This is a genomic window from Alicyclobacillus hesperidum (assembly GCF_900107035.1).
Classification (GTDB): Bacteria; Bacillota; Bacilli; order Alicyclobacillales; family Alicyclobacillaceae; genus Alicyclobacillus; species Alicyclobacillus hesperidum.
Window position 1 is genome coordinate 160,242 of sequence record NZ_FNOJ01000001.1, and the last position, 23,977, is coordinate 184,218.

A 23,977-nucleotide genomic window follows, 5' to 3' on the forward strand; every position below is an offset into this window, starting at 1 on the left:
CGATGTGTAGTATACGTTGTGGACCTGCAATTTGCAATAAGGAATTATGTGGGCTCATAACCCGAACGGCAACGGCGTCACCAACGCATAGATCAAACTTACTGCCGTGGCAATACAGCAAACCACGGAAACCCCAATCCAAAAAGGCCGGTTGCGCACGTACCGTACAAATATCAGGGTGAGCAAAGCGCCCGAAATCATGCCTCCCAAATGCGCGATCCAGCCAATCGTCCCTAAGTTCGAGATGTCGATCACGACGTTCACCGCAAGTACAATGAGAAGTTGATTGCGTACGAATGGCGGGAACTGACCCATCAACGCCAGAGCCAGCATGGCACCAAAAAGTCCAAAAATCGCGCCCGACGCCCCTCCTGACACCGCATTCGGAAGGAACGGCATACTTAGTAGATTGCCAATTGCTCCGGAAATAACGTAGAGTACAATGAAGAATGGTGTGGTCAACAGTCGTTCAACGATAAAAAGCGTCCATAGGGATATCATGTTGACCAAAATATGTACAGGGCTAACATGGACAAACATTGCGGACAAGATCCGGAACCACTGCCCTTGCTGTACAAGCGGTGGGAGCATCGCACCTGCTCGCAATAGTCCTGTAGCGGATCTGCCAGTTGCCGATTCGACCAGTACGTACCAAGCGACGTTTAGAACAAGGAAGGTCCAGCCCGCCGGGACCGGATCTCCACCCGCCATCCGAAACTGCATTCGAAAGCGCCTCATTCGCGCAACCACTCCGTTCGATTTTCCAACGGCACAATCTTGCCTGTTCGCACAGCATCCTCTTCCAACACGGTGTATCCACGCTCATATGCCGCAATCATGCGATCTCGCGAGTACAACGGCAACACTTGCTCACGAAACACCTGCACGTAATGATCCCTGAGCGCATCGTCACGAAATAGCCGATGTACGGCGCTTGCCAGTGCCTGCACATCGCCAACGGGGACCATCTCTCCTGCCTCGCCGTCCAGCAGCATGCGACGCAGGGCCGGAATATCCGATCCAACATTCGCAGCACCGTAAAATCCAGCCTCCAAAACGGACGTCGGAGCACCTTCACTCTTCGAGGGCAAGACATGTACGTCGAGAGCCCCGTAAAATTCTTCGACGGATGCGAGAAACCCCAAAAAGTGGATGCGTTCTCGAACGCCAAGCCGATCCGCCAGAGCCTCAAGCGTAGCCCGTTCTCTTCCATCGCCAGCAATGCAAAGATGCACATCTGGATCTGGTATCTTCGCTACGGATTGGATCAGGACGTCTAGATTCTTCACCGGATCGAGGCGCGCTGCCACGCCCATAAACCGTGTGGACGTAGGTAACCTGAGTTGATTGTGCCAAAATGCTCGATATTCATGGCGCGATCGCGCGGGTGGCGTAAGAAAAATAGCATTTGGAACTTCTAGGATGGTCTTGCAGGGCAGGATATCGCCGAGCGTCGGTTGTACGACAAATAAGCCTGACGCCTGGCGAAGATGCCATAGATGCAACTTTGGAAATAAAAACGACTTGAGCGGATGCCCTAGAAAATCGTATAGCGGGTTGCTGTGAATCGTGGCTGTCCAGGGTATTTGTTGACGCTTAGCTGCATACGCCGCAAGTATGTTCATGCGAGGTCCATGTGAATGCAATAACCATGCTCGCTCCTGACGAATGATCTGAGCGAGCGCATCGATAACCGCTCGAAATCCACCCGTGACCTTGGTCAAGGAACCTCCAGTGCGTTCAAGTGCAGACGCTAGCGGCCCATCCCCCAAACTGACAAATCGATATTGGTATTGCGTGCGGGCTTCAGCCAAGCCCTCGGCCCACGTGCGCAGATGGGACGCCGCCCCCCCCACCTCGTTTCCAGCAAAAAAGACTATGACAGTGCGCAATCTATTTCCCCCGCAGCCACTTACGACGGACGATGTCCCTGCTTCGTATGTGTGTGAATATAGCGATCAAGATCTTCGTCATCAAACCAAAATGATCCTCGGTATAAAAACAAAAAATCTATCGATGTATGCACTCGATCCGCTGTAAACGCCAGCATGTGATTGCGGCGGACGGTCGGATCCGGCCAGACTTCTTGAAACCGACGATTCATACGATTGAATTGATCTTTGCTCATGCACGGAATCATGCATACAAAAGCTTCGTTCGGCAGTTCCAGAATATCATAATTCCTGCCATCGTATTCGATATTGAATCCCAGGCGCATGACAACCATCCTTATCGCGCAACACGAAATCTGAGATTGAACGGTGGCAAAGAACCACTGATTTCAGTATAGCGGACGACGGATCGCCAAACAAACGAAGGTAGCGCCTATTCGTAACGCAACGCCTCGATGGGATTCAAGCGAGCCGCCTTGTTTGCCGGATAAAGTCCACAAACGACACCAATCACAGCCGAAAACAAAAAGCTTAAGACCGCAACCGGCCATGGAACTGACGCAGGAATTCCTGTCGCCATACGAATGCCAAGCCCGATTAAACTTCCGATCACGACGCCTGCCAGGCCACCGATTGCCGTGATCGTCGCCGATTCGACGAGAAACTGGAACAAAATCGCGGTCCTTGTGGCACCCAGCGAAATGCGAATGCCAATTTCCTGGGTCCGCTCCGTCACAGAGACCAACATGATGTTCATGACACCGACGCCGCCGACCAAGAGTGCGATGCCCGCAATGGCGCCAATCACCAAGGTCAATATCGTCGTCACCTTGGACAACAAGGCCCCAACACTTGAGGCGAGTCCCGATGAATCCGCAAAGGCAGTTGCATCGCCGGCGTGAATATTGAGGGCTGTAACGATGCGCTGTGCGAGATTTTGCACGTTGGTGCCTGGTGCCGCCTGCACATCCATCTCGCTGATGCTCCAATTCGGGAACAGGTCCTGACAAGTCGTTGCAGGCATGTACAGCGCGTCACTGCCCATAAATAACGAGAACAAACTTGCCTCCTGAGAGACTGCAACCCCGATTACTTGAAGCGGCACACCGGACACAGTAACCAGACCACCGATGGGATTGCCGCTGCCAAACAGTTTATTTGCAAGCGACTGACTTAGAACTGCGACATCGCGATGGCCAATCACATCCGCTTGGTTGAACATGTGGCCGCGCGTGATCCGCAATCGCGTCAATTCATTCAAGTTCGCTGGCCCCGCCTCAATCGACGCATTGTCGGAGCGATTGCTGGAACCGACCACAGCCGTTCCATACAAGGTGTAGTTGACCTGCTGCACACCAGAAAACGAGGCCGCAATGGCCAAGTCAGACTCGTCGATGGCCAGCACTTGTCCAGGCTGTGGCAACCCCGGTGCAACCAACTCGCGCGGGACAATCTGAATGGTGTTCTCTGCACTACCACTTGCAATCGCACCTAACACGGCTGCCTTGCCACCGTTGCCGATGGCGACGATGGCAATAATCGACGCGACGCCAATTAAGATGCCAAGCATCGTCAGAAAGGAGCGCAGCTTGTTTGTGCGCAAAGAAATCAACGCCATGCTGACCATTTCCCAGGCGTTCACCCTCTGCGCACCTCCTCGCGCTGAATATGGCCATCCACAATGTAAATCGTGCGATCCGCCGCGGCGGCAACGGTCGGGTCATGCGTGATCACCACAATTGTGCGTCCTGCACTATGTAACTCGCGCAACAATTCGATAATTTCAAGACCCGTGCGCTGATCTAGTGCGCCGGTCGGTTCATCCGCCAAGATCAATGCCGGATCGTTGGCCAGGGCGCGGGCGATGGCTACGCGTTGCTTCTGCCCACCCGAGAGAGCCGTCGGCAGATGTTGCGCGCGATCCTCCATGCCGACGCGCGCCAACAACTCGAGTGCTCGCGAACGCCGCTGTGCACGGCTTACACCCGCATAGAGCAGCGGTAACTCGACGTTGCGCACGGCTGTGATGCGCGGAAGCAGATGAAAGTTCTGAAATACAAAACCAATGGTGCGGTTGCGCAAGACGGCGAGATCGCGCGCGGAGAGACCTCCAACAGACGTACCGCACAGCCGGTATTCGCCGGCTGACGGCGTATCCAAACAGCCGATGATATGCATCAACGTCGATTTGCCGCTCCCTGATGGACCCATGATCGAGACAAACTCCCCTTCTTCGATCCGAAGATCGATGCCATGGAGAACCGTTAACGGCTCGTCACCGACCTTGTACGCCTTGCACACGCCACTAAGTTCGATCACGTCGGCTTCACAACCTCTCCATTCGTCAGCGTATCAGGCGGATTCACGACCACGGTTTGGCCAGGGCGAAGCCCAGAGATGACCTGAACAGCCGTGTCGCTCGTCATACCAAGCTTGACCGGAACCAACGACACGCGGTTGCCCCGCAACACATATACCGCATAGCTCGTGCCTTCTTGAACGAGTGCACCATAAGGTACAGTTGGGACCTTATCAGGCGTGACGCTGCTGATGCGACAATTGACCTGATAACCGTAGGGAACAGGTAGGGTTCCCTGTGGTGCGACAAGCACTTGCACCTGCGGTGTCCCGCTCGCGGAGACGCTGGCAAACGGAGCAACCTGCTTCACAACACCTCGAAACACCTGATTCGGAAAGGCGTCGGTCGTCATACTCACCGCCATTCCGGCTTGAATTTGTGCGGCATCCACTTCCGACAGTTCCAAGACCACCTGTTTGCTCGGGCTAACCACTTCCACCACCGGCGTTTGATTGCCTTCGGCATCTAAGCCGTTCGCACTGGCGATAAGCACAATTCCAGTCACACTGGCCGTAATGGTCATCTGATTCAACTGTGCTTTTGCCTCCGCCAATTGATTTTGGGCTTGTACCAAAGTCGACTGGGCTGCATCGACCTGTGGCAACCATAGACCTTTTAAGGCAGCGGGTGCCTGCTGATACTGCGTGAGTGCACGTTGATAGGCCAACTGCGCCTGTGTCACAGCCGTCTGTGCCTGGCTGACAGCGAGCGTGGCTGCGCTCGTATTCAACTGTAATAAAGGTTGTCCCACATGCACGTGCTGACCGACCGCTACGTACAGGTGGGCGACAGGCTGTGGCAGACTCGTCGCATCGACGATTTGTCGGTTGACCGGTCGGACATCCCCGGTACTAATGGTCACTCGCTGCATATGTTGAAGTTGTACGCTTGCCGTTTGAACTTGCACAAGGGCGTGCCGCAATCGCCAAAAGACAGCGGATACAAGGCCAGCAATGACGATCACGCAGAGAATTACCATGTAGACCAGTTTGCGCCTTTTGCTATAGCCTTCGCGCACCACCCGACCCCTCCCACAATTCATCACCATCTAACATACCATAGCAACACCCGTTTACTCACTGCATAATTGGCCATCTAGCGCGTACACATGGGACATACCCAGTGTGTGAAGACGAGGGATGGGAGCATGACCAATAGTAAAACGGTATGCCGATTGATTGGCTGGACATGTACCACATTAGGGGCACTTGGTATCGCATATGGTCAGCTTGGGTCTTACCTGCGCTTTTCGGACTTAGAATCCTATACCTATCTAGTGTTTGGGTTGATTTCGATATGGGCAGCAAGGCGGCGACAACGCACGGCCGTAGCCGTATTGTTTACGGTCGGAATGGCTTGTTTTCTTTGGGCCGCACTCGCACTGGCTGCCCCGACAAACGCATGGGCTCCCTACTTCGGCGAGCAACAGCCGCTTGATGTATTGATTCGGGAGATGATTGCACTATGGGGGGGCGGTACCGCGCTTCGTGAAATTCTGGATTGGCGGCGGCAACAAACATCTTCCGCTTCTTAAACTGCACCGCCTGGACATACTACCCTGTGAACGTCTCAGTCCACAGGAGGGATATTGCATGAAACTGCAACAGATTATGACGACCGACGTTACCTGCTGCTGTGGAACCGACTCGATTCAGAAAGCGGCACAGGCAATGAAGAATCAAAACTGTGGTTCGATCCCGGTTTGTGACAACAAACGCGTGATCGGCATGATCACGGACCGCGACATCGTGTTAAAAGCAGTTGCGCGTGGCAAAATCGACACCCGTGTCGAGGATTGCATGACGAATACGGTTGTAACCGCAACACCTGACATGGATGCCCATGAGGCAGCTGACCTAATGGCTCAGCATCAGATTCGCCGCCTGCCAGTCGTCAATGCGCAAGGCGAGTTGTGTGGTATTGTTTCCATCGGTGACTTGGCTACGGTGGACATTCACATCAACGAGGCAGGCGATGCCCTCAGCAAAATTTCGGCTCGGACAGAAACACAAAATAGCGTTTTACATTGACAAAACAGACACTTTCGTTGAGGGGCTGGGGATCTCAGCCCCTCCTTGGCATATTCAGCACAAAAAATACACAGAAGGGCTGTCCGAAACCGGTGCAGCCCTTCTGTGTATGATTACTCGACTTCAGTGGAGCCCTCAGCCAGTTTTTGCTGAGCATACGCAACCAGCTTACGCGTAATGCTACCACCGATGGAACCGTTCTCGAACGACGAGACAAATCCCCAATAGCCATCAGCAGGCGGCGTGATGCCGAGTTCTCCGGCAATTTCGTACTTGAGATCCTGCAACGCCTTTGACGCCTGCGAGAGCAATAACCGATTGTTGTTGGCCATGCCCCATCCCCCCTTGAACACATTGTTCCCGAACGGGATGCCGTCACGCCAAGACAATCAAGGATCATGTGGCAATTCGTAGAGCTTAGCGCTCTGCAATGGGAATATACTTGCGGTCGACCTTGCCAACGTACTCGGCACGCGGACGAATCAAGCGATTGTTGCGGTACTGTTCCAGAACATGAGCGGTCCATCCGGAAATCCGGCTGCACGCGAAAATAGGCGTGTACAAGTGGGTTGGAATGCCCATCGCGTAATACGTGGACGCGGAATAAAAGTCGACGTTTGCGTTAAGCCCCTTCTTTTCCTTCACAAACTGCTCGATGATTTGGGACATCTCAAACCACTTCGTCTCACCAGCCAGTTCACCAGCCTGTTTGCTCAATTGGCGCAAGTGAGTAGCACGTGGATCTTCTGTGCGATAGACGCGGTGGCCGAAGCCCATGATTTTCTTTTTGTTGGCAAGAGCCTCTTCAATCCAGGACAACGCCTGATCCTTTTCCCCAATTTCCAGAAGCATCCGCATAACCTGTTCATTTGCCCCACCGTGCAATGGGCCTTTAAGTGTGCCAATCGCCGATGTGATTGCCGAGTACATATCGGACAAGGTGCCTGCCGTGACACGAGCCGAGAACGTGGACGCGTTCAATTCGTGATCGGCATGCAAAATCAAAGCTGTATTGAACGCCTTTTCCTCAAATGCAGACGGACGTTCACCACGCAACTGATAGAAAAAGCTTGCTGCTGCGCTGAGTTCCGGAATGGGGGCAACTGGCTCAAGCCCCTGACGAATGCGCTCAAAAGAAGTGACAATGGTGGGGATTTTTGCGACCAGTCGAGCCGCTTTGCGAAGGTTGGCCTCTATACTCTCATCGCCGTCATCGGGATCGTACAAACCGAGATGGGAAACGGCTGTGCGAAGAACTGCCATCGCGTTCGCGTCTTTCGGGAGTCGTTTCAACATCTCCAAAACTGGCTCTGGCAAGCTGCGCTCGCTGGCCAATTTCTCAGTGAACGCTTTCAGTTCCGTCTTGGACGGGAGTTCACCGTGCCAAAGCAGGTAGACGACTTCCTCAAAGGTGGCTCCACCATTGACGAGATCGTGAATATCATAGCCTTGAAATATCAAGCGCCCTTCTTTTCCATCTAGAAAACAAATTTCTGATGTATTGGCTACTACATCTTCCAACCCGGCTTTAAAACCTGTATCCGCTGCCATAAAAGCAGAACCTCCTCTTCCCTGTTGCCGAAGGCTCGCATGGGCGAGCCGTCGACAAAATGCCGCTTGCTGTACTCGGCCATTATACTACAATCACAGCCAGCCTCAAAAAGTGTAAACTCTGACCAGCAACGGCAGATTCCTTGGCTTAGACCAGCGCCATCACACCCGCGACGATGAGGAGTACCGCGCCAGACAATTTGTCTGGCGAAAGTGACACTCGCTTGCCAAGATGTCGTCCCACCTCAAGGCCTAAGAGTGTGAGACACAGACTGATCACCCCAAAAATCACAGCCGCAATACCAAGTGGTGCATTAAACATCCCGATGCCAAAGCCAACCGTGAGGTTGTCCAATGAAAGCGCAATCGCCAGAAATAAAATTTTCATCCCTCGCGCTTTTGCCGCCCGCTCCGCCTCGTCATCGTCGTCCTCGCGCCGCAATAAGCTATAGACGCCCATGACGACCAAAACTGCGATACCGACCAATTTCGCCCGGCGGCCAATGTCGCCTGCCACCGACTCGCCAATGACCATACCAATAACCGGCATAATCGCCTCAAACACCGCAAAAATCAACGCCGTCCGCCATTGTTGGGCCCGTGTCAACTGTGAAGTACCCAGCCCAACTGAGGCAAGCGCGTTATTCGATCCCATCGCAAGCCCGAAAAGAATCAGTTGCCAAATCAGCGTGATCCATCCCCCATCCTGGTTCGCCAGATCGATCCGGTAGCCACACGAAAAAAGCGCAACGCATCGCCTACAAAGGACTGTGTACCGACACAAAGAACGAGATCGTTTGCGGCCGCAGATGTCACGGCGTCTGCAATCGCGCGTTCGACCTCGGGGACGGATTTCGCGGCGATGCCGTGATTGGCGGCAAGCTGAACGAGATCGCGACTGTATTGCAAATGTGGATTGCTCGCCGTCGTAAAGATGAACTCGTCGACAACCGACGCGAGCGTTCCCACAACACCTTCGGCATCTTTATCATCGGGCAAGGATAAGACTGCACACACCCGCCCTGTTTGCCCTGCCTGGCGACGTTCGACGAACCTGCGCACAAACGCCGCGTTCACCGCATGAATTGCGCCATCCACGACGACGGTCGGCGATTCCTGCACGACATGCAAACGACCCGGGAGAATCAAATCACTGAGATCGACAGCAATGGGCATATGTGTACGTCGATCACCTTGATGGCTCGCTCGATGGGCGATGGCTTGGGCCGCCGCAACGAGGGAGAGACCGACATTGTCCGGGTAGGATAGCAAGCGCTCGTCAATTCGAGCCGAGTGCACATGGCCTTGATACGACGCCCGAATCAGATATGTACCCGACGGTTCGTCAGGCATCACATCTACCTGAAACGTATCATTCATGTATGCAAAATCTCCAACGCGCCCAACGTACGGCCGCATCGCCGCCATTGCGCGAGGCGCTTGCTGACTGCTCACCGCCCATGACACATCTTCTGTAAGAATGCCCATTTTCGCGATCACGACGTCTTCCCATGTAGGTCCCAGCCGATCCAAATGTTCGGGAAAGATAGGCGTGATCACAACCCCTTGATGGACAATTTGATTGACATCGTCGTGGCGTGCACCGCGTCCAAGTTCGAACAGATTAAAATCCGTTTGTTGCTCCTTAAACCAAAGAGCTGCCATGGCGGCGACGATGCCAACAGGCCCTATGTATTGATCCGGCGGAACCGGAAGCCTATCGACCACATGCCGTACCTTGTCCGCTATACGAACGAAGTCCGGCTCCGGAATCATCTCACCATTTACGCGGATTCGTTCCAAAAAGTCAACCAGGTGAGGGCTGGTAAAAAGCCCAACTCGATATCCTAAACGCTCCAGTATCGCAGCCGTAAGGATGGCATGTGATCCCTTTCCTTTACTTCCGGTCACCGCAATATTGTATCCGTATCGGTCCGGCCTGCCTAACGCATCCAAGATCCGGCCTGTCCACTCCGGATGCCGAACATCGCGATCCAAGCCGATGTGCCTTTCCTTCGGAAGACGACCATACGACGCAAACACAAACCGAATTGCATTTGTCACCTGTGCTGCCCATGACGACGCCAAGACGATGCCCCTCTCTCTTGTCGCTAGTGTACCACGGGGATCTACACGCGAAAATACCACCCTCGTCTCGCGAAGGTGGTATTCCCTGTCGGCCATGCTCGCCGGTTTCTCAGTACACAAATTGATACGCCTTGCGGTTAGCTTCATACGCACGAATGTCGGCCTCATACTGCAGCGTCAGCCCGATGTCGTCCAAACCGTTCAACAACATGTAGCGCTTGTGTGCATCCACTTCGAACGCAATTCTGTGCCCACAGTCCGTTTCGATGACCTGCGCTTCCAGATCAACTGTCGCCCGTTCCCACTGTCCATTTGCATGCGTCTCCGCCAATTCCTTGCGGACGTCAGTGGGAATGACAATCGGCAAAACCCCGTTTTTAAAGCAGTTGTTAAAAAAGATATCCGCAAACGACGGTGCGATCACGACACGAAATCCATAGTCGGCGAGGGCCCAAACGGCATGCTCACGTGATGAACCACAGCCAAAGTTCTCATCAGCTAACAGGATGGTGGCTCCTTGCGCGCGAGCCGTGTTCAACTCGAAGTTCGCGTTCGGCGTTCCATCCGCTTGATAACGCCAGTCATAAAACAAAAATTCGCCAAAACCATCGCGTTCGATCCGCTTTAAAAACTGCTTAGGAATGATTTGATCTGTATCGACGTTCAGTCGATTCATACAAACCACTTTACCTTCGTGCTTTACCAAAGGCTCCATCAGGCCGTAACCCCTTCCGATTGAAACGTGCGCACATCGACGAAATGACCAGCAATCGCAGCGGCGGCAGCCATGGCGGGACTGACCAAATGCGTTCTCGCTCCTCGGCCTTGTCGACCTTCAAAGTTACGGTTTGACGTGGATGCAGAACGCTCGCCAGCCGGGATGATGTCCGGATTCATGCCAAGGCACATGCTGCAGCCCGGTTCGCGCCACTCAAAACCTGCAGCTAGGAAAACCTCATGCAGTCCTTCTTCCTCCGCCTGCTGCTTGACTTGCTTGGACCCCGGTACGACCATCGCGTGCACGCCTTCAGCAACCTTGCGTCCTTTGACAATAGCAGCAGCGAGCCGCAAATCTTCGATCCGCGCGTTCGTACAAGAACCGATGAAAACATGCTGTATCGGTATCTCGGAAATTTTCGTACCAGGCTCCAACCCCATATATTCGAGAGCTTGTCGAATCGCTCGCGCTTCTGTCTCGGTCGCCGCATCAGCTGGATCCGGAACCACGCCATTCACACTACCGCCCATACCAGGATTCGTGCCCCACGTCACTTGCGGCTCAAGCGATTCGACGTCGAACTCGATATCTACATCAAATTGGGCGTCCGCGTCCGACACCAGCGACTTCCATTCACTGACCGCAGCTTCCCAAGCCTCGCCATATGGGGCATGCTGCCGGCCTTTGACGTACGCAATGGTCGTTTCATCAGGTGCCATCATGCCCGCACGTGCACCAAACTCAATCGACATATTGCAAATGGTCATCCGCTGCTCCATGGACAACTGAGAAATCAGCGTTCCAGCGTACTCAACGACATAACCAGTCCCAAAATTGACGCCATATTTAGCGATGAGCCCAAGAATGACGTCCTTTGCGGTGATTCCCGGTTGAAGCGAACCGTTCAGGCGAATCCGCATCGTTTTCGGCTTATTTTGCCATAGACATTGCGTTGCAAGAACATGTTCCACCTCGCTCGTACCAATGCCGAAGGCCAATGCGCCAAACGCACCATGCGTCGACGTATGACTATCCCCACAGACAATGGTCTTACCGGGCAAGGTCAATCCCAGCTCCGGGCCGATGACATGTACAATGCCCTGAAAGGGGCTGTCGAGGCCGGCAAGCGAAACGTTAAACTCACGGCAGTTCTCCATCAATGTCTCAATCTGCTTTTTTGCAATGGCATCGCGCACATCGGTTGGATTGACAGTCGGCACATTGTGATCCATCGTAGCAAACGTCTGTGACGGCTGGCGCACAGAGCGCTTTGCAAAGCGCAAACCTGCGAACGCCTGTGGCGATGTCACTTCATGCACAAGATGCAGGTCTATATAAAGAAGCGCCTGCCCGTCAGGAAGTTGTTTGACCACGTGTGCGTCCCATACTTTTTCAAATAGCGTTTTGCCCATCTTATGCCAACCTCCTTCGAACATCGGCGCGCACCAATTCGCTCATTTCCTTAGTCCCGACAAACGCTTGGTTCGACCCTGCGAGATCGCGCGTGCGCACCCCTTGCTCAATGACAGCTAAGACCGCAGCTTCGATAGCATCGGCCGCCTGCGGATATCCTAGGGAGTGACGAAGCATCATCGCGACGGACAAAAATGTAGCCAATGGATTCGCGATACCCTGCCCCGCAATATCTGGGGCCGAACCGTGTACAGGTTCGTACAGGCCCGGGCCTTCGCCGCCGATGCTGGCGGATGGCAGCATGCCAATGGATCCTGTGAGAACCGCCGCCTCATCGCTGAGAATGTCACCAAACATGTTTTCCGTGACGATCACGTCAAAACTGTTCGGCCGTGTTACCAGTTGCATCGCGGCATTATCGACAAGCACATGTTCGACTGCCACATCGGGATATTCGGCAGACAACTCGTTGACCACCTCGCGCCACATACGGCTGGACTCGAGGACGTTAGCCTTGTCTACGGAGGTCAACTTCCTTCTGCGACCTTGGGCCAAGCTAAACGCCTGGCGTACGACGCGCTCGATCTCGCCGCGGGTGTAGTACAACGTATCGACGACCGCTTGGCCTCCTTCGACACGGGCCTTTGGCTGTCCAAAATAAAGGCCTCCCGTCAGTTCGCGAACGATGATCATATCCACGCCTTCCAGCAACTCGGACTTCAAAGGAGACGCCAGCATTAAACCGGGCCATGTGCGAATGGGCCGGAGATTTGCGAACACGTTCAACCGTTTCCGAATGCCAAGCAAGCCTGCTTCAGGACGTACGTCGCCCGGCAAGCTATCCCACTTCGGGCCACCCACGGCGCCAAGTAATACGGCATCTGCACGTAAACACTTCGCAACCGTCTCCTCGGGCAAGGGCGTGCCGGTTTCTTCGTAAGCGCCGCCGCCGATGAGCCCTTCGTCAAGTTCCCACTGTAACCCTAACGCAGCGGCAACATCGACAAGCAATTGCCTCGCCTCGGCTGTCACTTCTCGGCCGATGCCGTCGCCAGGTAAAATGACAATTCGTTTCGTCATACTAAACACAGTCCTTATTTCCAAGATGAGATGACGTAAGAGTCAGACTCGAATTTCGCTCTACGAATTTCAAAGTGGAAATCAGGGAAGCCCGCCAACAGCCCCCCTGAGAATCCTCAAATTCGCGCCGCAGAAGCAGGAGCTGTTGCGTCTTCTGCCTTTTTCGACTTAATAAACGGCATCATCGCACGCAACTCACGGCCAACCACTTCGATGGGATGCTCCTGCTCACGACGATTGATGGCATTAAACATCGGGCGATTCGCCTGATTTTCCAGAATCCACCCTTTGGCAAAGGTTCCGCTTTGGATATCTGCCAGGATTCGTTTCATTTCCGCCTTCGTCTCCGCGGTGACCACGCGCGGTCCAGAGGTGAAGTCCCCCCATTGCGCGGTGTCGGAAATCGAGTAACGCATATATTCGAGGCCACCCTCATAAATGAGGTCGACAATCAATTTCATTTCGTGCAGACATTCAAAATACGCAATCTCAGGTTGATATCCCGCTTCTACCAAAGTTTCGAAACCAGCTTTGATCAATGCCGAAAGACCGCCGCACAATACAGCCTGCTCGCCAAAAAGATCTGTCTCCGTCTCTTCTCGGAACGTTGTCGTAAGTACGCCTGCTCGACCCGCACCAATCCCACGGGCATATGCCAGTGCCAATTCTTGTGCTTGACCACTCGCATTCTGATGCACGGCAATCAACGCCGGAACGCCACCTCCGGCCTCGTATACGCGGCGAACCAGATGCCCCGGTCCCTTCGGAGCGACCATAAACACGTCCACATCTGCAGGAGGCTGGATCTGCGAAAAGTGGATGTTAAAACCGTGTGCAAACGCCAAAGCTTTCCCCGCGTGCAAATAAGGACGAATCTCCGACTCGTAAACGGCGACTTGCCGTTCGTCTGGCAAAAGAATCATGAGGACATCGGCTTCTTCAACCGCTTCGCCGACTGGCAAAACGGTAAACCCATCGGCCTCGGCACGCTGCCAGGACGCCCCTGGACGCAGCCCAACAATGACGTCAAAACCACTGTCGCGCAAATTTTGCGCATGAGCATGCCCTTGTGAACCATAGCCAATGATGGCAATTCGTTTATGGGTCAATGCTTGAATGGAAATATCCGCGTCATAATACACTTTTGTCATGGTCGACACTCCTCATTTTGGCTTTTGAATGGCCCTTCAGTGGGTGAAACAGCGTGCCGACAGGCTCCCACAGCCCGTCGGCCGCTTTGTTAAATGGGAAGTACCTGGCTTTCATTAAGCCGTCTCAGTTCGCTCACAGCGCTAGCTTCCCGAGGCAACGCCGTCAATCCCGTTCGCGCCAGTTCGCGAATGCCATACGGGCGCAACAAACTGATCAATGCCTCAATTTTCTCCGCGTCGCCTGTGACTTGGACGGTTACCGTGTCCCGGCCAACGTCGACGATGCTCGCCCGAAACGGATCGATAAGCGACGTGATGGTAGCTCTTTGCGCAATCGGACTATTAACCTGTATCAACGCCAACTCCCTCGACACCATCGGCGCCTCGGTCAAATCGGTTACTTTCAAAACATCAATCTGCTTATGCAACTGCTTCATGACCTGCTCAAGCGCCGCTTCGTCCATCTCGCTCATCACCAAGGTCATGCGGGAGACGTCAGGACTCTCCGTGATGCAGACCGTGAGGCTCTGAATGTTGAATCCTTTGCGCATGAACAAGGCTGTGATGCGATTCAATACGCCCGGTTTGTTATGCACGAGTACAGATAGCACCGGTGTCATGGCTTCACCCCCACCATTTGATGAATCCCGGTTCCAGGTGCTACCATCGGGAACACGTTCTCTCGCGGCTCGACGACACATTCGAGAAACCCAGGTCCAGGAGCCGCTAAAAACGCTGTTAGAACATCAGTTAAAGCATCGTCTTCCTGCACGCGCGTGGCAGGGATGCGATACGCCTCGGCCAACTTGATAAAATCAGGTTGCCATTCGAGCAGCGACGCCGAGTATCGTTCGCCATGGAACAACTCCTGCCATTGGCGTACCATACCAAGTGCACCATTGTTGACTATGACAACTTTAATTGGAAGTTCCATTTCGCCGATGACAGCCAATTCCTGCTGAGTCATCTGGAAGCCCGCATCGCCCAGAATAGCGACGACTTGTTGCTCTGGCTTGCCAAAATACGCACCAATCGCGGCGGGTAAACCAAACCCCATCGTGCCCAGGCCTCCAGACGTCACCCAGCGATCCGGTACTTCAAACGGGAAAAACTGCGCTGTCCACATCTGGTGTTGGCCTACATCTGTGATCACAACCGCGTTACCTGCGGTTAGCCGCGCAATTTCGGCAATCAGGCGTTGGGGTTTAATACCGGTGCCTTCCTGCACATACCAGTAGGGAAACTGTTCCTTGGTCGCGAGCAATTCGTTCATCCACGCATCCGCATGGGGCGACTCCACATCTGCAGCCAACATCATGAGCAACGCTTCTCGCACATCTCCGACGACAGGAATCTGCGTGCTGACGTTCTTGCCGATTTCCGCCGGATCGATATCCACGTGCGCGACCGTAGCGTGGGGAGCAAAAAACTCGAGCTTGCCTGTCAAGCGGTCGTCAAAGCGAGCCCCCAAATTGATTAAAAAATCTGTTTCATGTAACGCCTTGTTGGCCGCCGCACTGCCGTGCATGCCGCCCATTCCAAGAAAGAGTGGGTGGCTGGCCGGGAATCCGCCCAAACCCAGCAAAGTATGGACAACAGGAAGTCGGTGCCGCTCGGCGAAAGCCACAAGTTCTGCACTCGCGCCCGCGTGCAAAATTCCTGCGCCGGCAAGGATCACAGGCTTCTTGGCACGTGACAACCCAGACATCAACTTGCGAATTTGAAGCTGATGCGGGACGACCGTCGGCTGATAACCCGGTAGTTGCGGCGGATCGTCGTATGAGAACAATGCAGTCTCCCCAGCTACATCCTTCGGAATATCGATTAAAACCGGCCCTTTTCGTCCTGAGTTCGCAATGTGAAACGCCTCTTTGAAGACTTTTGGGATTTCCGATGCATGCCGAATTTGATAGTTGTGTTTAGTAATGGGTGTGCTGATGCCGATGATGGATGTCTCCTGAAAAGCATCTGTACCAATCACCGTCTTAGCCACTTGTCCCGTGATCGCCACGATGGGGATACTGTCCATCATCGCGTCAGCCAGACCTGTGACGAGATTGGTTGCCCCAGGCCCTGAGGTCGCGATCACGACGCCCGGCCGACCAGTTACGCGTGCGTATCCTTCCGCTGCATGAATGGCACCCTGCTCGTGCCGCGTTAGCACGTGGCGAATGCCACACTCGTACAACGCGTCGTAAAGAGGCAGAACGGCGCCACCCGGGTAGCCAAAAATGACGTCCACGCGCTCTCGTCGCAAGGCCTCTACGACCATGTCAGCCCCCTTCAACAACATCGCGCCATCCGTCCTGTGATTCGCCTCTCCCGTCGGACGCTTCATTTCATCCGCAGGCTTTGACATACCTGGCATCGTTTTGCCTCCTCTCTTTGTATCGAAAAATAATAGTTGTCATCCTCTTTAGACTTTCAACACTGCACCGGTGTTGGCGGAAGTGACAAGATGAGCATATCTTGCAAGATAGCCTGTCAGCCTTTCCTTCTCCGGTGGCTGATACGACTCCCTGCGCCGCTCCAACTCTTCATTCGAGACATTGAGCTGAATGGAGCGGTTGGCCAGATCGATGACAATCTCGTCGCCATCCTCGACCAAAGCAATGGGTCCTCCAACCCCTGCCTCTGGCGAAATGTGGCCGACGCAAATCCCCCGTGTCGCGCCGGAAAACCGCCCGTCTGTAATGAGCGCCACGTCGCGGCCCAATCCACGTCCGACAATAGACGACGTAGGTGCGAGCATCTCAGGCATGCCAGGTCCGCCTTTTGGTCCTTCGTAGCGAATGACCACCACGTGCCCGGGTTGCACGCGGCCCTCATTGATGCCAGCCAAGGCTTCATCTTGCGAATTGAAGACAATAGCCTTGCCGACAAAACGAGTGATGTCTGGATCGACCGCACCTACTTTCAGGACCGCCCCGTCCGGTGCTAAATTTCCGTAGAAAATGGAGAGTCCGCCCTCTTTGCTGTACGGGTCACTCGCCGGGTGAATGACCTTCTCGTCGATAATGTGTGCATTCTGTACCGATTCGTACAGCGTCTTCCCGGAAATGGTCAGACGATCTCGATGCACCGCATCGGTGTGTTCACACAGTTCGCGGATAATCGCCGAGACACCGCCAGCTCGATGCACGTCCTGCATACTGTACTCCGAGGCTGGACTAATTTTCGCAAGGTATGGCACGCGCTTGGCAATTTCATTGATGTCGGCAAGGGAATAATCGATCCCAGCCTCGTGTGCAATCGCCATCAGGTGAAGCACTGTATTCGTGGATCCGCCCATCGCCATGTCAAGCGCGAACGCGTCGTCGATGGCTTCACGGGTGATGATGTCGCGCGGACGGATATCTTCCTGAACCATGCGAATGAGATGTTTTGCGGCTTCGTAGATCAATTCATGCCGCTCTTTCGATGTGGCAACAAGCGTCCCATTGCCGGGAAGTGCTATGCCGAGCATCTCCATAATGCAGTTCATCGAATTCGCGGTGAACATTCCAGAACACGATCCGCAGGTCGGACACGCATTTTGCTCGAGATCCAGCAGTTCGCTCTCGGAAATTGCGCCGCTTTGATAGCGCCCGACTCCTTCAAACACGGAACTTAACGACAATGTTTGACCTGTTCGCGACTTGCCAGCTTCCATCGGCCCGCCTGAGACGAAGACGGCTGGAACGTTCGTGCGCACGGCGGCCATCAGCATACCAGGCGTAATTTTGTCGCAGTTCGGAATATAAAAGACACCGTCAAACCAATGTGCATTAATCATCGTCTCTGCCGAGTCGGCAATCAGTTCGCGGCTTGCAAGGGAGTACCGCATACCAATGTGTCCCATGGCAATCCCATCGTCGACACCAATGGTATTGAATTCAAATGGAATTCCGCCTGCCTGGCGAATTGCGTCTTTGACCACTTCGGCGAATTCTTTCAGGTGGACGTGACCCGGGACGATATCGACATAGGAGTTACAGACGCCAATAAACGGTTTGGGTAGATCCGTCGGACGAACTCCAGTTGCATACAGCAAACTGCGGTGAGGCGCCCTATCGACGCCCTTTTTGATCATGTCGCTTCGCATGATTTTGCCACTCCCTGCAATTCTATATCTAGCGAAATTTCATTATATACAAACTATTTTATTTGGAAAATATCGCACCGCCGCAACGAGGAGCGGTGCGATACCTCTTTGTCTCAAACCAAACAAAGCCTGTGTTTAGATGCGGACGCCATCAGTCCGCACGATTTGGGTAAATGCCTCGTGAATTCGCTTCGTGATGGACCCCGGCGCCCCATTGCCGATGGTCCTGCGGTCGACGCTGATCACAGGCACAATCTCGGCAGCGGTGCCAGTCAAGAAGACTTCATCGGCAACATAGACATCGTGCTGCGTGAACGGCTCCTGTTTGACAACATAGCCAAGTTCGCCGGCCAATTCGATAACAGCCTGTCGCGTAATGCCTTCCAGTGCCCCGAGATAAGCTGGAGGCGTCGTCAGCACGCCGTCGCGGACAACAAAAATGTTCTCCCCTGAGCCTTCGACCACATAGCCTTCGGAATTTAACACAATCGCTTCACTGGCGCCGGCGTTTAACGCCTCCATCTTGATGAGAATGTTGTTGAGGTAGTTAAGAGATTTGATTTTCGGGTTGAGCGAATCACTACGGTTCCGGCGAGTAGCCGCAGTAACGGCATGAATGCCTTGTTCATACAAGGCTGCTGAAAACATGGCAAGTTGCTCAGCGATGATAAATACGCGCGCTCCGTGGCAATTGGTGGGGCTTAAACCCAAATCTCCGCTCCCACGAGTAACGACAAGGCGAATGTACGCGGACGACAATTCATTTCGACGCAACGTTTCACAAACGAGATCTGTCATCTCTTCCTGGGTATAAGGGATCTCGAGTGCAATGGACTTCGCCGAATCATACAGCCGGCGAATATGTTGTTGTAATCGAAATACATTTCCGTCGTACGAACGAATGCCTTCAAAGATTCCATCTCCGTAAAGCAAGCCATGGTCAAATACGGAAACCTTGGCGTCGTCCCGGCTTACGAAAGCACCGTCCAGAAAAATTTGAGATCCCAAGTACAACGCCCCTCTTTCGCCGTTGTCAGCGAGTTTCTATTTTGAATTGAATTTTCAAACAATATTCCGTCAAAACGCCGCTAACCTTGTGCTAATGCATTGAAATGCTTCGTTTTGACAAGAATCAGACGACTTGCTGGTCATTTTAGTACGGGTATGGAGCCCTGTCAATTAGGGGAGAGCCCGAGGAACGTGATGAAACCGCTTGCAAATAGAGAATAGGCGACGCAAAAAGCCGTCATATCAACCTTTCCAGGACTGGCTAAAAAATTCGCAGGGCAAGAAGATAACTCGCAACCGAACCCACATCAAAGGCGGATCCATTCCTCGATTTTCGTTCTTTCACTTGCCGTAAGCCTGCTCAACCCATAACAAAGGCGGGCCCATTACCCGCCTTTGTCCACTTATCTTCACTCTGCCACCGGCTCGACCGGCATCACAGCTTCGACTGCCAACTGCGGCGACCGAGACAGGTGAACAGCAATTTCCCGAGCCAACCGCGAGGATATGTCGTGTGTAACAATCACGATTTCCGCGCGGTCTCCTTCGACTCGCTTCTGCAGCACGGTCTCCATGCTTGCACGGTATTCGCCAAACAAGTGAGCTACTTGCGCAAACACGCCGGGTTGATCCGCCGCTGTTAAGCGGAAGTAATATTTGTAAACATCATCCTCGCGCTCGACCACGGGCTTACGCTCACCCGCAGAACCGTTCGGTGAACTCGCCACAAAGCCGAGCTTTAAGTTGCGGACAAGCGCAATAATATCGCCGACAACCGCACTCGCGGTCGGCATCCTGCCAGCACCACGCCCAAAGAACATCAGATCGCCTGCCGCATCTCCACGCACAAAAAGAGCGTTGTAGGCATCCGACACATGCGCCAGAGGATGGTTCTTCGGAATGAGCGTCGGGCGGACGGCTAACGTCAGTTCCCCATCGCGATCGCGCCCGACGGCTAAAAGCTTGATGACATAACCCGCTTCGTCCGCATAACGCACATCAGTTGCCGTAATGTGGCGAATGCCCTCCACGCGCACGTCACTGAGATGAACTTCCGTATGGAAAGCAATAGAAGCGAGGATCACCAATTTACGTGCCGCATCGAGGCCGTCGACGTCACTTGAAGGATCTGCCTCAGCATAGCCCAAGTCCTGCGCCATCTGCAGAGCTTCGGCGAAATCGATGTGGCGCGTCGTCATTTGCGTTAAAATGAAGTTTGTGGTGCCGTTGATAATCCCTTTTAAATCCGTAACTTCGTTGGCCGTCAGATTTTCCTTCAGCGGCCCGACGAGCGGAATCGCGCCACCGACCGCAGCCTCAAACAGCACGCTAACGCCATTTGCAGCCGCAGTCTGCAGAATTTCAGGTCCGTGCAAGGCGATGAGATCCTTGTTGGCCGTCACGACGTGTTTCCCTCGCGACAAGGCCTCCAGAATATACGTCTTTGCGGGTTCGATCCCGCCAATGGTCTCCACGACAATTTGAATATCATCATCGGCCAGAATATCCTCCGGCGAAGTGGTCAACTGTTCGTCGATGAAGGAAACGCCACGATCTTTTTGCGTGTCGCGCACGAGAATGGTTTTCACGACCGGCCGCAGCCCCGTCATATCGGCAACTCTATCTGCACGGCGCCGCACAAGCGAAACGACGCCTGCACCAACCGTCCCACATCCCAACAACCCGATTTGAATTTGCATCTCCTATGTCCTCCCCGACTCCTGCCACAACAATCGCTCCGGTTGCGACTGACGACGCCAAACCAACATACAAACAGCCGCAAAACCGTCCAAACATTTTGCTTCTTTATACCCTCCGTCCACAAACACTGTCAAGCAGGCAGGTGTACCAAGATTTCGGGAAGGGTTGGCAAAGCGTCCATCGCTCCCTGCTTTGTCGTCGTCAGCGCTCCGGCTACAGTCGCAAACGTCACGGCATCGACAAACAGCTCGTCGTCCCGTATCACTTGCGACAAATCCTTGGCATTGCGCGTTACGCGATACAAAAGAGCTCCCAAAAATGCATCGCCAGCGGCTGTTGTGTCTACCGCGGCCACAGGTAAAGAAGGAATGCGGACACGACCCTTGTCCGTATCGACGATAGCCCCCTGCGGCCCGCATGTTACCGCAAACCGAACATCGGGAAGCACCGACCGAAGCTGATTCATGCCCGCATCCAAGTTATCCTGTCCCGTGAGAAAAAGCACTTCATCATCGGAGATTTTCACGATGTCTGCCGCTGCCATCGCCGTTTGCATTCGCAATCGCGCTTCTTCTAAGTCTCTCCACAGCGGCGGCCGCAGATTTGGGTCAAACGAGATGACACAGCCAGCCGCCTTCGCCAGTTCAATGGCGGCAAAAGTCGCATCGTACGAGGGATTGTCCGTGAGAGATAGGGAACCAAAATGAAAGACGCGAGCCTGCTCAAACCAGGTGGGATCCAACTCGTTGGCCTGTAGCTGTGTGTCTGCACCGGGACTGCGCTCAAAGGAAAATGACCGTTCTCCGTCCGCTGCGAGCTGCACAAATGCAAGGGTCGTTCGGGCGGGATCGCGCAGAAGCGACGTGGTATCGATGCCAAACGCCTGCACAGACCTCTCCAAATAATCACCGAACGGATCCCTGCCCACCTTAGCTATGAGTTGTCCGGTACCGCCCAAGTGACAAACTGTCGCCAAGACATTGGCAGGTGCCCCTCCAGCCGATCCAATCATTTGAGGCGCACCCTCCGCCACTAGCGATACACGAAAGTCGATCAACAATTCGCCCAATGCCAGTACGTCCAATCGCTTATCGTTCCTCCTTGCGCCGCTCACAGTTGATTCGGACATTAGCCTTTCACAGCGCCCTGCGTCAAACCAGAAACAATCCATTTACGGAAAATAATAACGAGCACCACAATAGGGACGATGGAAACGACCGATCCGGCGAAAATCGTTCCATAGGGAACCGTGTACTGCCCACTAAACAGCGCGATGCCCACTGGGATGGTCCGCATTGTATTCGATGGATTGAATACGAGGGCCATGAAAAACTCGGTCCAACAGGCGACGAACGTAAAGACTGCAGCTGTGAACAATCCTGGCGTTGTAAGCGGCAAGAAAATCCGCCAAAAGGCCGTGAACACGGACGAACCGTCGATCTTGGCCGCTTCAAACAGCGCACCTGGAACTTGCAAAAAGTAATTTCGCAAAATCCAGATTGCAAACGGCAAATTAAAAGCTGTGTACGGGATGATCAGCGCTTGATAGCTGTCCAACCAACCGACATCGCGCAGAAGCATGTATAGAGGTGTAATGACAACCAACGGCGGAAAGACCGAGATAATCAGCAAAAAAATCAACATTGGCCGCTTGCCGCTCACGGGTAAGCGCGCGATCGCAAATCCAGCCATCGAACTAAAGGCCAATACGATAAACGTCGAGACGACAGCGACAATCACGCTGTTTAAGATATACCGACCAAAATGAAACTGGCCAAACGCCTCAGCATAGTGTTGAAAAGTCCAGTGCTTCGGAAAATATGCCGGCGGATACGAACTAATGTCGGTATTGGGTTCGAATGATGAAACAAACATCCAATAAAAGGGCAGGAGAATTGCAATCAAAAATGCAATGAGTACCACGTAACCAAGGATTCGCTTCGACAATGGCTTGGTCATTGTGCTTCCTCCCCTACCATGCCGCGGAACGCAGACAAGAAGATCAAGCAAGCGCCGAGAATGAGAATGACTGTACTAATAGCTACCGCAGCGCCTAGGCCAAAGTGCAGATTGGTAAACAGGGTTTCTTCACCGAGCATCGCGAGCGATGTCGTTGTCGTACCTGGACCACCTTGCGTTAGGACGAACGGCAGGTCGAAGATACCAAATGCCTGCAGGATGCGGAACAAACCAGCGAGTGCTATGCTGCCCCGCAACTGTGGAAATGTGACATTCCAAAACGACTGCCAAGCGTTTGCTCCATCAATTAAAGCCGCTTCGTAGTAATCCTTCGGGATCATTTGTAGGCCACTTAAAAGGATGATAACCACAAACGGCGTTGTTTTCCAAATATCAGCAATCATAAGTGAAACAACGGCAGTGAACGGTTGTCCAAGCCAATTAACCTGCGTATGAATGATGTGCAATCCCTGTAGAATTGCGTTTAATACACCATAGACACCGTTATAGATGTAGCCCCACATCTGAGCCGAAATCACCGTAATTAAAGCCCAAGGTATAAGCATGACAATAATCGAGATGCTCTTCAGCCGTTCGACGTTTTGAATCGCCAACGCGATAAGCAAACCGAAAAACAGCTCCACGGCAACCGTAATCACCGAGTAGTAAATCGTGAAACCCACGCTGTGCCAGAATAGTGGCGCGGAGTATACATCCTTGTAATTCTGCAATCCCGTAAACGTGAACTGGAAGCCGTTTGTCGTCAACTGGATGTTGTTAAAACTCATGAATAATGAATATACGATTGGGAAAATGGTAACAGCCAGTATGACAATGCCAGCGGGCGTCAGCAACCCCCATCCGGCACGAACATCTGTACGCTGTAAAATCCCGCTGCGCCGCTCCTTCTTACCTGTACTCGCGGCTTCCATGGCCATCCTTG

Annotated in this window: 24 protein-coding genes; 2 read left to right on the plus strand and 22 right to left on the minus strand. The window is 53.5% G+C overall.

Features of this window, described 5'->3' with window-relative positions:
* Positions 1–54 precede the first annotated feature (54 nt).
* From BLU70_RS00765 to BLU70_RS00790, 6 genes are all read right to left on the minus strand, one after another.
* Positions 55–723: a rhomboid family intramembrane serine protease gene (locus tag BLU70_RS00765; RefSeq protein WP_244885065.1), complete on the minus strand. Its 669-nt coding sequence runs from the start codon at positions 721–723 to the stop codon at positions 55–57.
* A gap of 11 nt (positions 724–734) precedes the next feature.
* On the minus strand, positions 735–1,892 hold the full coding sequence (locus BLU70_RS00770; RefSeq protein WP_074691230.1) for a glycosyltransferase family 4 protein: 1,158 nt from the start codon (positions 1,890–1,892) through the stop codon (positions 735–737).
* Between the two features lie 20 nt (positions 1,893–1,912).
* The gene (locus tag BLU70_RS00775; protein WP_040290657.1) at positions 1,913–2,218 is read right to left on the minus strand and encodes a hypothetical protein; all 306 of its coding nucleotides are present in this window, start codon (positions 2,216–2,218) and stop codon (positions 1,913–1,915) included.
* 107 nt (positions 2,219–2,325) lie between these two features.
* Positions 2,326–3,534 carry an ABC transporter permease gene (locus tag BLU70_RS00780; protein ID WP_074691232.1) on the minus strand — a complete coding sequence of 403 codons (1,209 nt, stop codon included), beginning with the start codon at positions 3,532–3,534 and terminating at the stop codon, positions 2,326–2,328.
* Positions 3,531–4,211: an ABC transporter ATP-binding protein gene (locus tag BLU70_RS00785; RefSeq protein WP_074691234.1), complete on the minus strand. Its 681-nt coding sequence runs from the start codon at positions 4,209–4,211 to the stop codon at positions 3,531–3,533. Before BLU70_RS00785 ends, BLU70_RS00780 begins: the two co-directional genes overlap by 4 nt.
* Complete coding sequence (locus tag BLU70_RS00790) at positions 4,208–5,269, minus strand: efflux RND transporter periplasmic adaptor subunit (protein ID WP_176780809.1); 1,062 nt, start codon at positions 5,267–5,269, stop codon at positions 4,208–4,210. The genes BLU70_RS00785 and BLU70_RS00790 overlap by 4 nt, the downstream gene beginning before the upstream one ends.
* A 129-nt stretch (positions 5,270–5,398) precedes the next feature.
* On the opposite strand from BLU70_RS00790, the gene BLU70_RS00795 reads away from it, so the two are divergent.
* Positions 5,399–5,785, plus strand: a complete 387-nt coding sequence (locus BLU70_RS00795; RefSeq protein WP_074691236.1) for a hypothetical protein — start codon at positions 5,399–5,401, stop codon at positions 5,783–5,785.
* Positions 5,786–5,843: 58 nt separating this feature from the next.
* Positions 5,844–6,281: a CBS domain-containing protein gene (locus BLU70_RS00800; RefSeq protein WP_040290668.1), complete on the plus strand. Its 438-nt coding sequence runs from the start codon at positions 5,844–5,846 to the stop codon at positions 6,279–6,281.
* Positions 6,282–6,394: 113 nt separating this feature from the next.
* Here the strand turns inward: BLU70_RS00800 and BLU70_RS00805 are convergent, their stop codons facing one another.
* The 16 genes from BLU70_RS00805 to BLU70_RS00880 form a co-directional block, all read right to left on the minus strand.
* A complete protein-coding gene (locus BLU70_RS00805; RefSeq protein WP_040290670.1) occupies positions 6,395–6,613 on the minus strand; it encodes an alpha/beta-type small acid-soluble spore protein in 219 nt (72 codons plus the stop codon).
* A gap of 85 nt (positions 6,614–6,698) precedes the next feature.
* On the minus strand, positions 6,699–7,832 hold the full coding sequence (locus tag BLU70_RS00810) for a citrate synthase (protein WP_040290672.1): 1,134 nt from the start codon (positions 7,830–7,832) through the stop codon (positions 6,699–6,701).
* A 148-nt stretch (positions 7,833–7,980) separates the two neighbouring features.
* The gene (locus BLU70_RS00815) at positions 7,981–8,439 is read right to left on the minus strand and encodes a manganese efflux pump MntP (protein ID WP_237716510.1); all 459 of its coding nucleotides are present in this window, start codon (positions 8,437–8,439) and stop codon (positions 7,981–7,983) included.
* Positions 8,440–8,516: 77 nt separating this feature from the next.
* A complete protein-coding gene (locus tag BLU70_RS00820; RefSeq protein ID WP_244885066.1) occupies positions 8,517–9,920 on the minus strand; it encodes a bifunctional folylpolyglutamate synthase/dihydrofolate synthase in 1,404 nt (467 codons plus the stop codon).
* A gap of 109 nt (positions 9,921–10,029) precedes the next feature.
* Positions 10,030–10,635, minus strand: coding sequence for a 3-isopropylmalate dehydratase small subunit (gene leuD, locus BLU70_RS00825; RefSeq protein WP_040290674.1), 606 nt, complete (start codon positions 10,633–10,635; stop codon positions 10,030–10,032).
* On the minus strand, positions 10,635–12,050 hold the full coding sequence (leuC, locus tag BLU70_RS00830) for a 3-isopropylmalate dehydratase large subunit (protein ID WP_074691240.1): 1,416 nt from the start codon (positions 12,048–12,050) through the stop codon (positions 10,635–10,637). Before leuC ends, leuD begins: the two co-directional genes overlap by 1 nt.
* 1 nt (position 12,051) lies before the next feature.
* Positions 12,052–13,131 (minus strand): 3-isopropylmalate dehydrogenase, encoded by a 1,080-nt coding sequence (gene leuB / locus BLU70_RS00835; RefSeq protein ID WP_006448046.1) that lies wholly within the window; start codon positions 13,129–13,131, stop codon positions 12,052–12,054.
* 116 nt (positions 13,132–13,247) lie between these two features.
* On the minus strand, positions 13,248–14,282 hold the full coding sequence (gene ilvC, locus BLU70_RS00840) for a ketol-acid reductoisomerase (RefSeq protein ID WP_040290676.1): 1,035 nt from the start codon (positions 14,280–14,282) through the stop codon (positions 13,248–13,250).
* Between the two features lie 89 nt (positions 14,283–14,371).
* Complete coding sequence (ilvN, locus tag BLU70_RS00845; protein ID WP_040290677.1) at positions 14,372–14,902, minus strand: acetolactate synthase small subunit; 531 nt, start codon at positions 14,900–14,902, stop codon at positions 14,372–14,374.
* Positions 14,899–16,641, minus strand: coding sequence for a biosynthetic-type acetolactate synthase large subunit (gene ilvB / locus BLU70_RS00850; RefSeq protein ID WP_420865887.1), 1,743 nt, complete (start codon positions 16,639–16,641; stop codon positions 14,899–14,901). The genes ilvN and ilvB overlap by 4 nt, the downstream gene beginning before the upstream one ends.
* 57 nt (positions 16,642–16,698) lie before the next feature.
* A complete protein-coding gene (gene ilvD / locus BLU70_RS00855) occupies positions 16,699–18,366 on the minus strand; it encodes a dihydroxy-acid dehydratase (RefSeq protein ID WP_074691242.1) in 1,668 nt (555 codons plus the stop codon).
* A 135-nt stretch (positions 18,367–18,501) separates the two neighbouring features.
* Entirely contained in the window at positions 18,502–19,374 is an 873-nt protein-coding gene (gene ilvE, locus BLU70_RS00860; protein WP_074691244.1) for a branched-chain-amino-acid transaminase, read from the minus strand.
* Between the two features lie 410 nt (positions 19,375–19,784).
* Complete coding sequence (locus tag BLU70_RS00865) at positions 19,785–21,074, minus strand: homoserine dehydrogenase (protein ID WP_006448052.1); 1,290 nt, start codon at positions 21,072–21,074, stop codon at positions 19,785–19,787.
* 131 nt (positions 21,075–21,205) lie between these two features.
* On the minus strand, positions 21,206–22,159 hold the full coding sequence (locus BLU70_RS00870; protein ID WP_040290682.1) for a carbohydrate kinase family protein: 954 nt from the start codon (positions 22,157–22,159) through the stop codon (positions 21,206–21,208).
* A 44-nt stretch (positions 22,160–22,203) separates the two neighbouring features.
* Positions 22,204–23,034, minus strand: coding sequence for a carbohydrate ABC transporter permease (locus BLU70_RS00875; RefSeq protein ID WP_006448055.1), 831 nt, complete (start codon positions 23,032–23,034; stop codon positions 22,204–22,206).
* Positions 23,031–23,972 carry a carbohydrate ABC transporter permease gene (locus tag BLU70_RS00880; protein WP_006448056.1) on the minus strand — a complete coding sequence of 314 codons (942 nt, stop codon included), beginning with the start codon at positions 23,970–23,972 and terminating at the stop codon, positions 23,031–23,033. Before BLU70_RS00880 ends, BLU70_RS00875 begins: the two co-directional genes overlap by 4 nt.
* Positions 23,973–23,977: the final 5 nt, after the last annotated feature.

Coding starts and splice junctions, on each gene's coding strand:
- ilvC (WP_040290676.1), bottom strand. CDS start 14,282: ATGACAAAAGTGTATTATGACGCGGATATTTCCATTCAAGCATTGACC.
- BLU70_RS00805 (WP_040290670.1), bottom strand. CDS start 6,613: ATGGCCAACAACAATCGGTTATTGCTCTCGCAGGCGTCAAAGGCGTTG.
- BLU70_RS00795 (WP_074691236.1), top strand. CDS start 5,399: ATGACCAATAGTAAAACGGTATGCCGATTGATTGGCTGGACATGTACC.
- leuD (WP_040290674.1), bottom strand. CDS start 10,635: ATGGAGCCTTTGGTAAAGCACGAAGGTAAAGTGGTTTGTATGAATCGA.
- ilvD (WP_074691242.1), bottom strand. CDS start 18,366: ATGCGAAGCGACATGATCAAAAAGGGCGTCGATAGGGCGCCTCACCGC.
- BLU70_RS00765 (WP_244885065.1), bottom strand. CDS start 723: ATGCAGTTTCGGATGGCGGGTGGAGATCCGGTCCCGGCGGGCTGGACC.
- BLU70_RS00880 (WP_006448056.1), bottom strand. CDS start 23,972: ATGGCCATGGAAGCCGCGAGTACAGGTAAGAAGGAGCGGCGCAGCGGG.
- ilvN (WP_040290677.1), bottom strand. CDS start 14,902: ATGACACCGGTGCTATCTGTACTCGTGCATAACAAACCGGGCGTATTG.
- BLU70_RS00810 (WP_040290672.1), bottom strand. CDS start 7,832: ATGGCAGCGGATACAGGTTTTAAAGCCGGGTTGGAAGATGTAGTAGCC.
- BLU70_RS00800 (WP_040290668.1), top strand. CDS start 5,844: ATGAAACTGCAACAGATTATGACGACCGACGTTACCTGCTGCTGTGGA.
- ilvB (WP_420865887.1), bottom strand. CDS start 16,641: ATGTCAAAGCCTGCGGATGAAATGAAGCGTCCGACGGGAGAGGCGAAT.
- BLU70_RS00865 (WP_006448052.1), bottom strand. CDS start 21,074: ATGCAAATTCAAATCGGGTTGTTGGGATGTGGGACGGTTGGTGCAGGC.
- BLU70_RS00775 (WP_040290657.1), bottom strand. CDS start 2,218: ATGCGCCTGGGATTCAATATCGAATACGATGGCAGGAATTATGATATT.
- leuC (WP_074691240.1), bottom strand. CDS start 12,050: ATGGGCAAAACGCTATTTGAAAAAGTATGGGACGCACACGTGGTCAAA.
- BLU70_RS00875 (WP_006448055.1), bottom strand. CDS start 23,034: ATGACCAAGCCATTGTCGAAGCGAATCCTTGGTTACGTGGTACTCATT.
- leuB (WP_006448046.1), bottom strand. CDS start 13,131: ATGACGAAACGAATTGTCATTTTACCTGGCGACGGCATCGGCCGAGAA.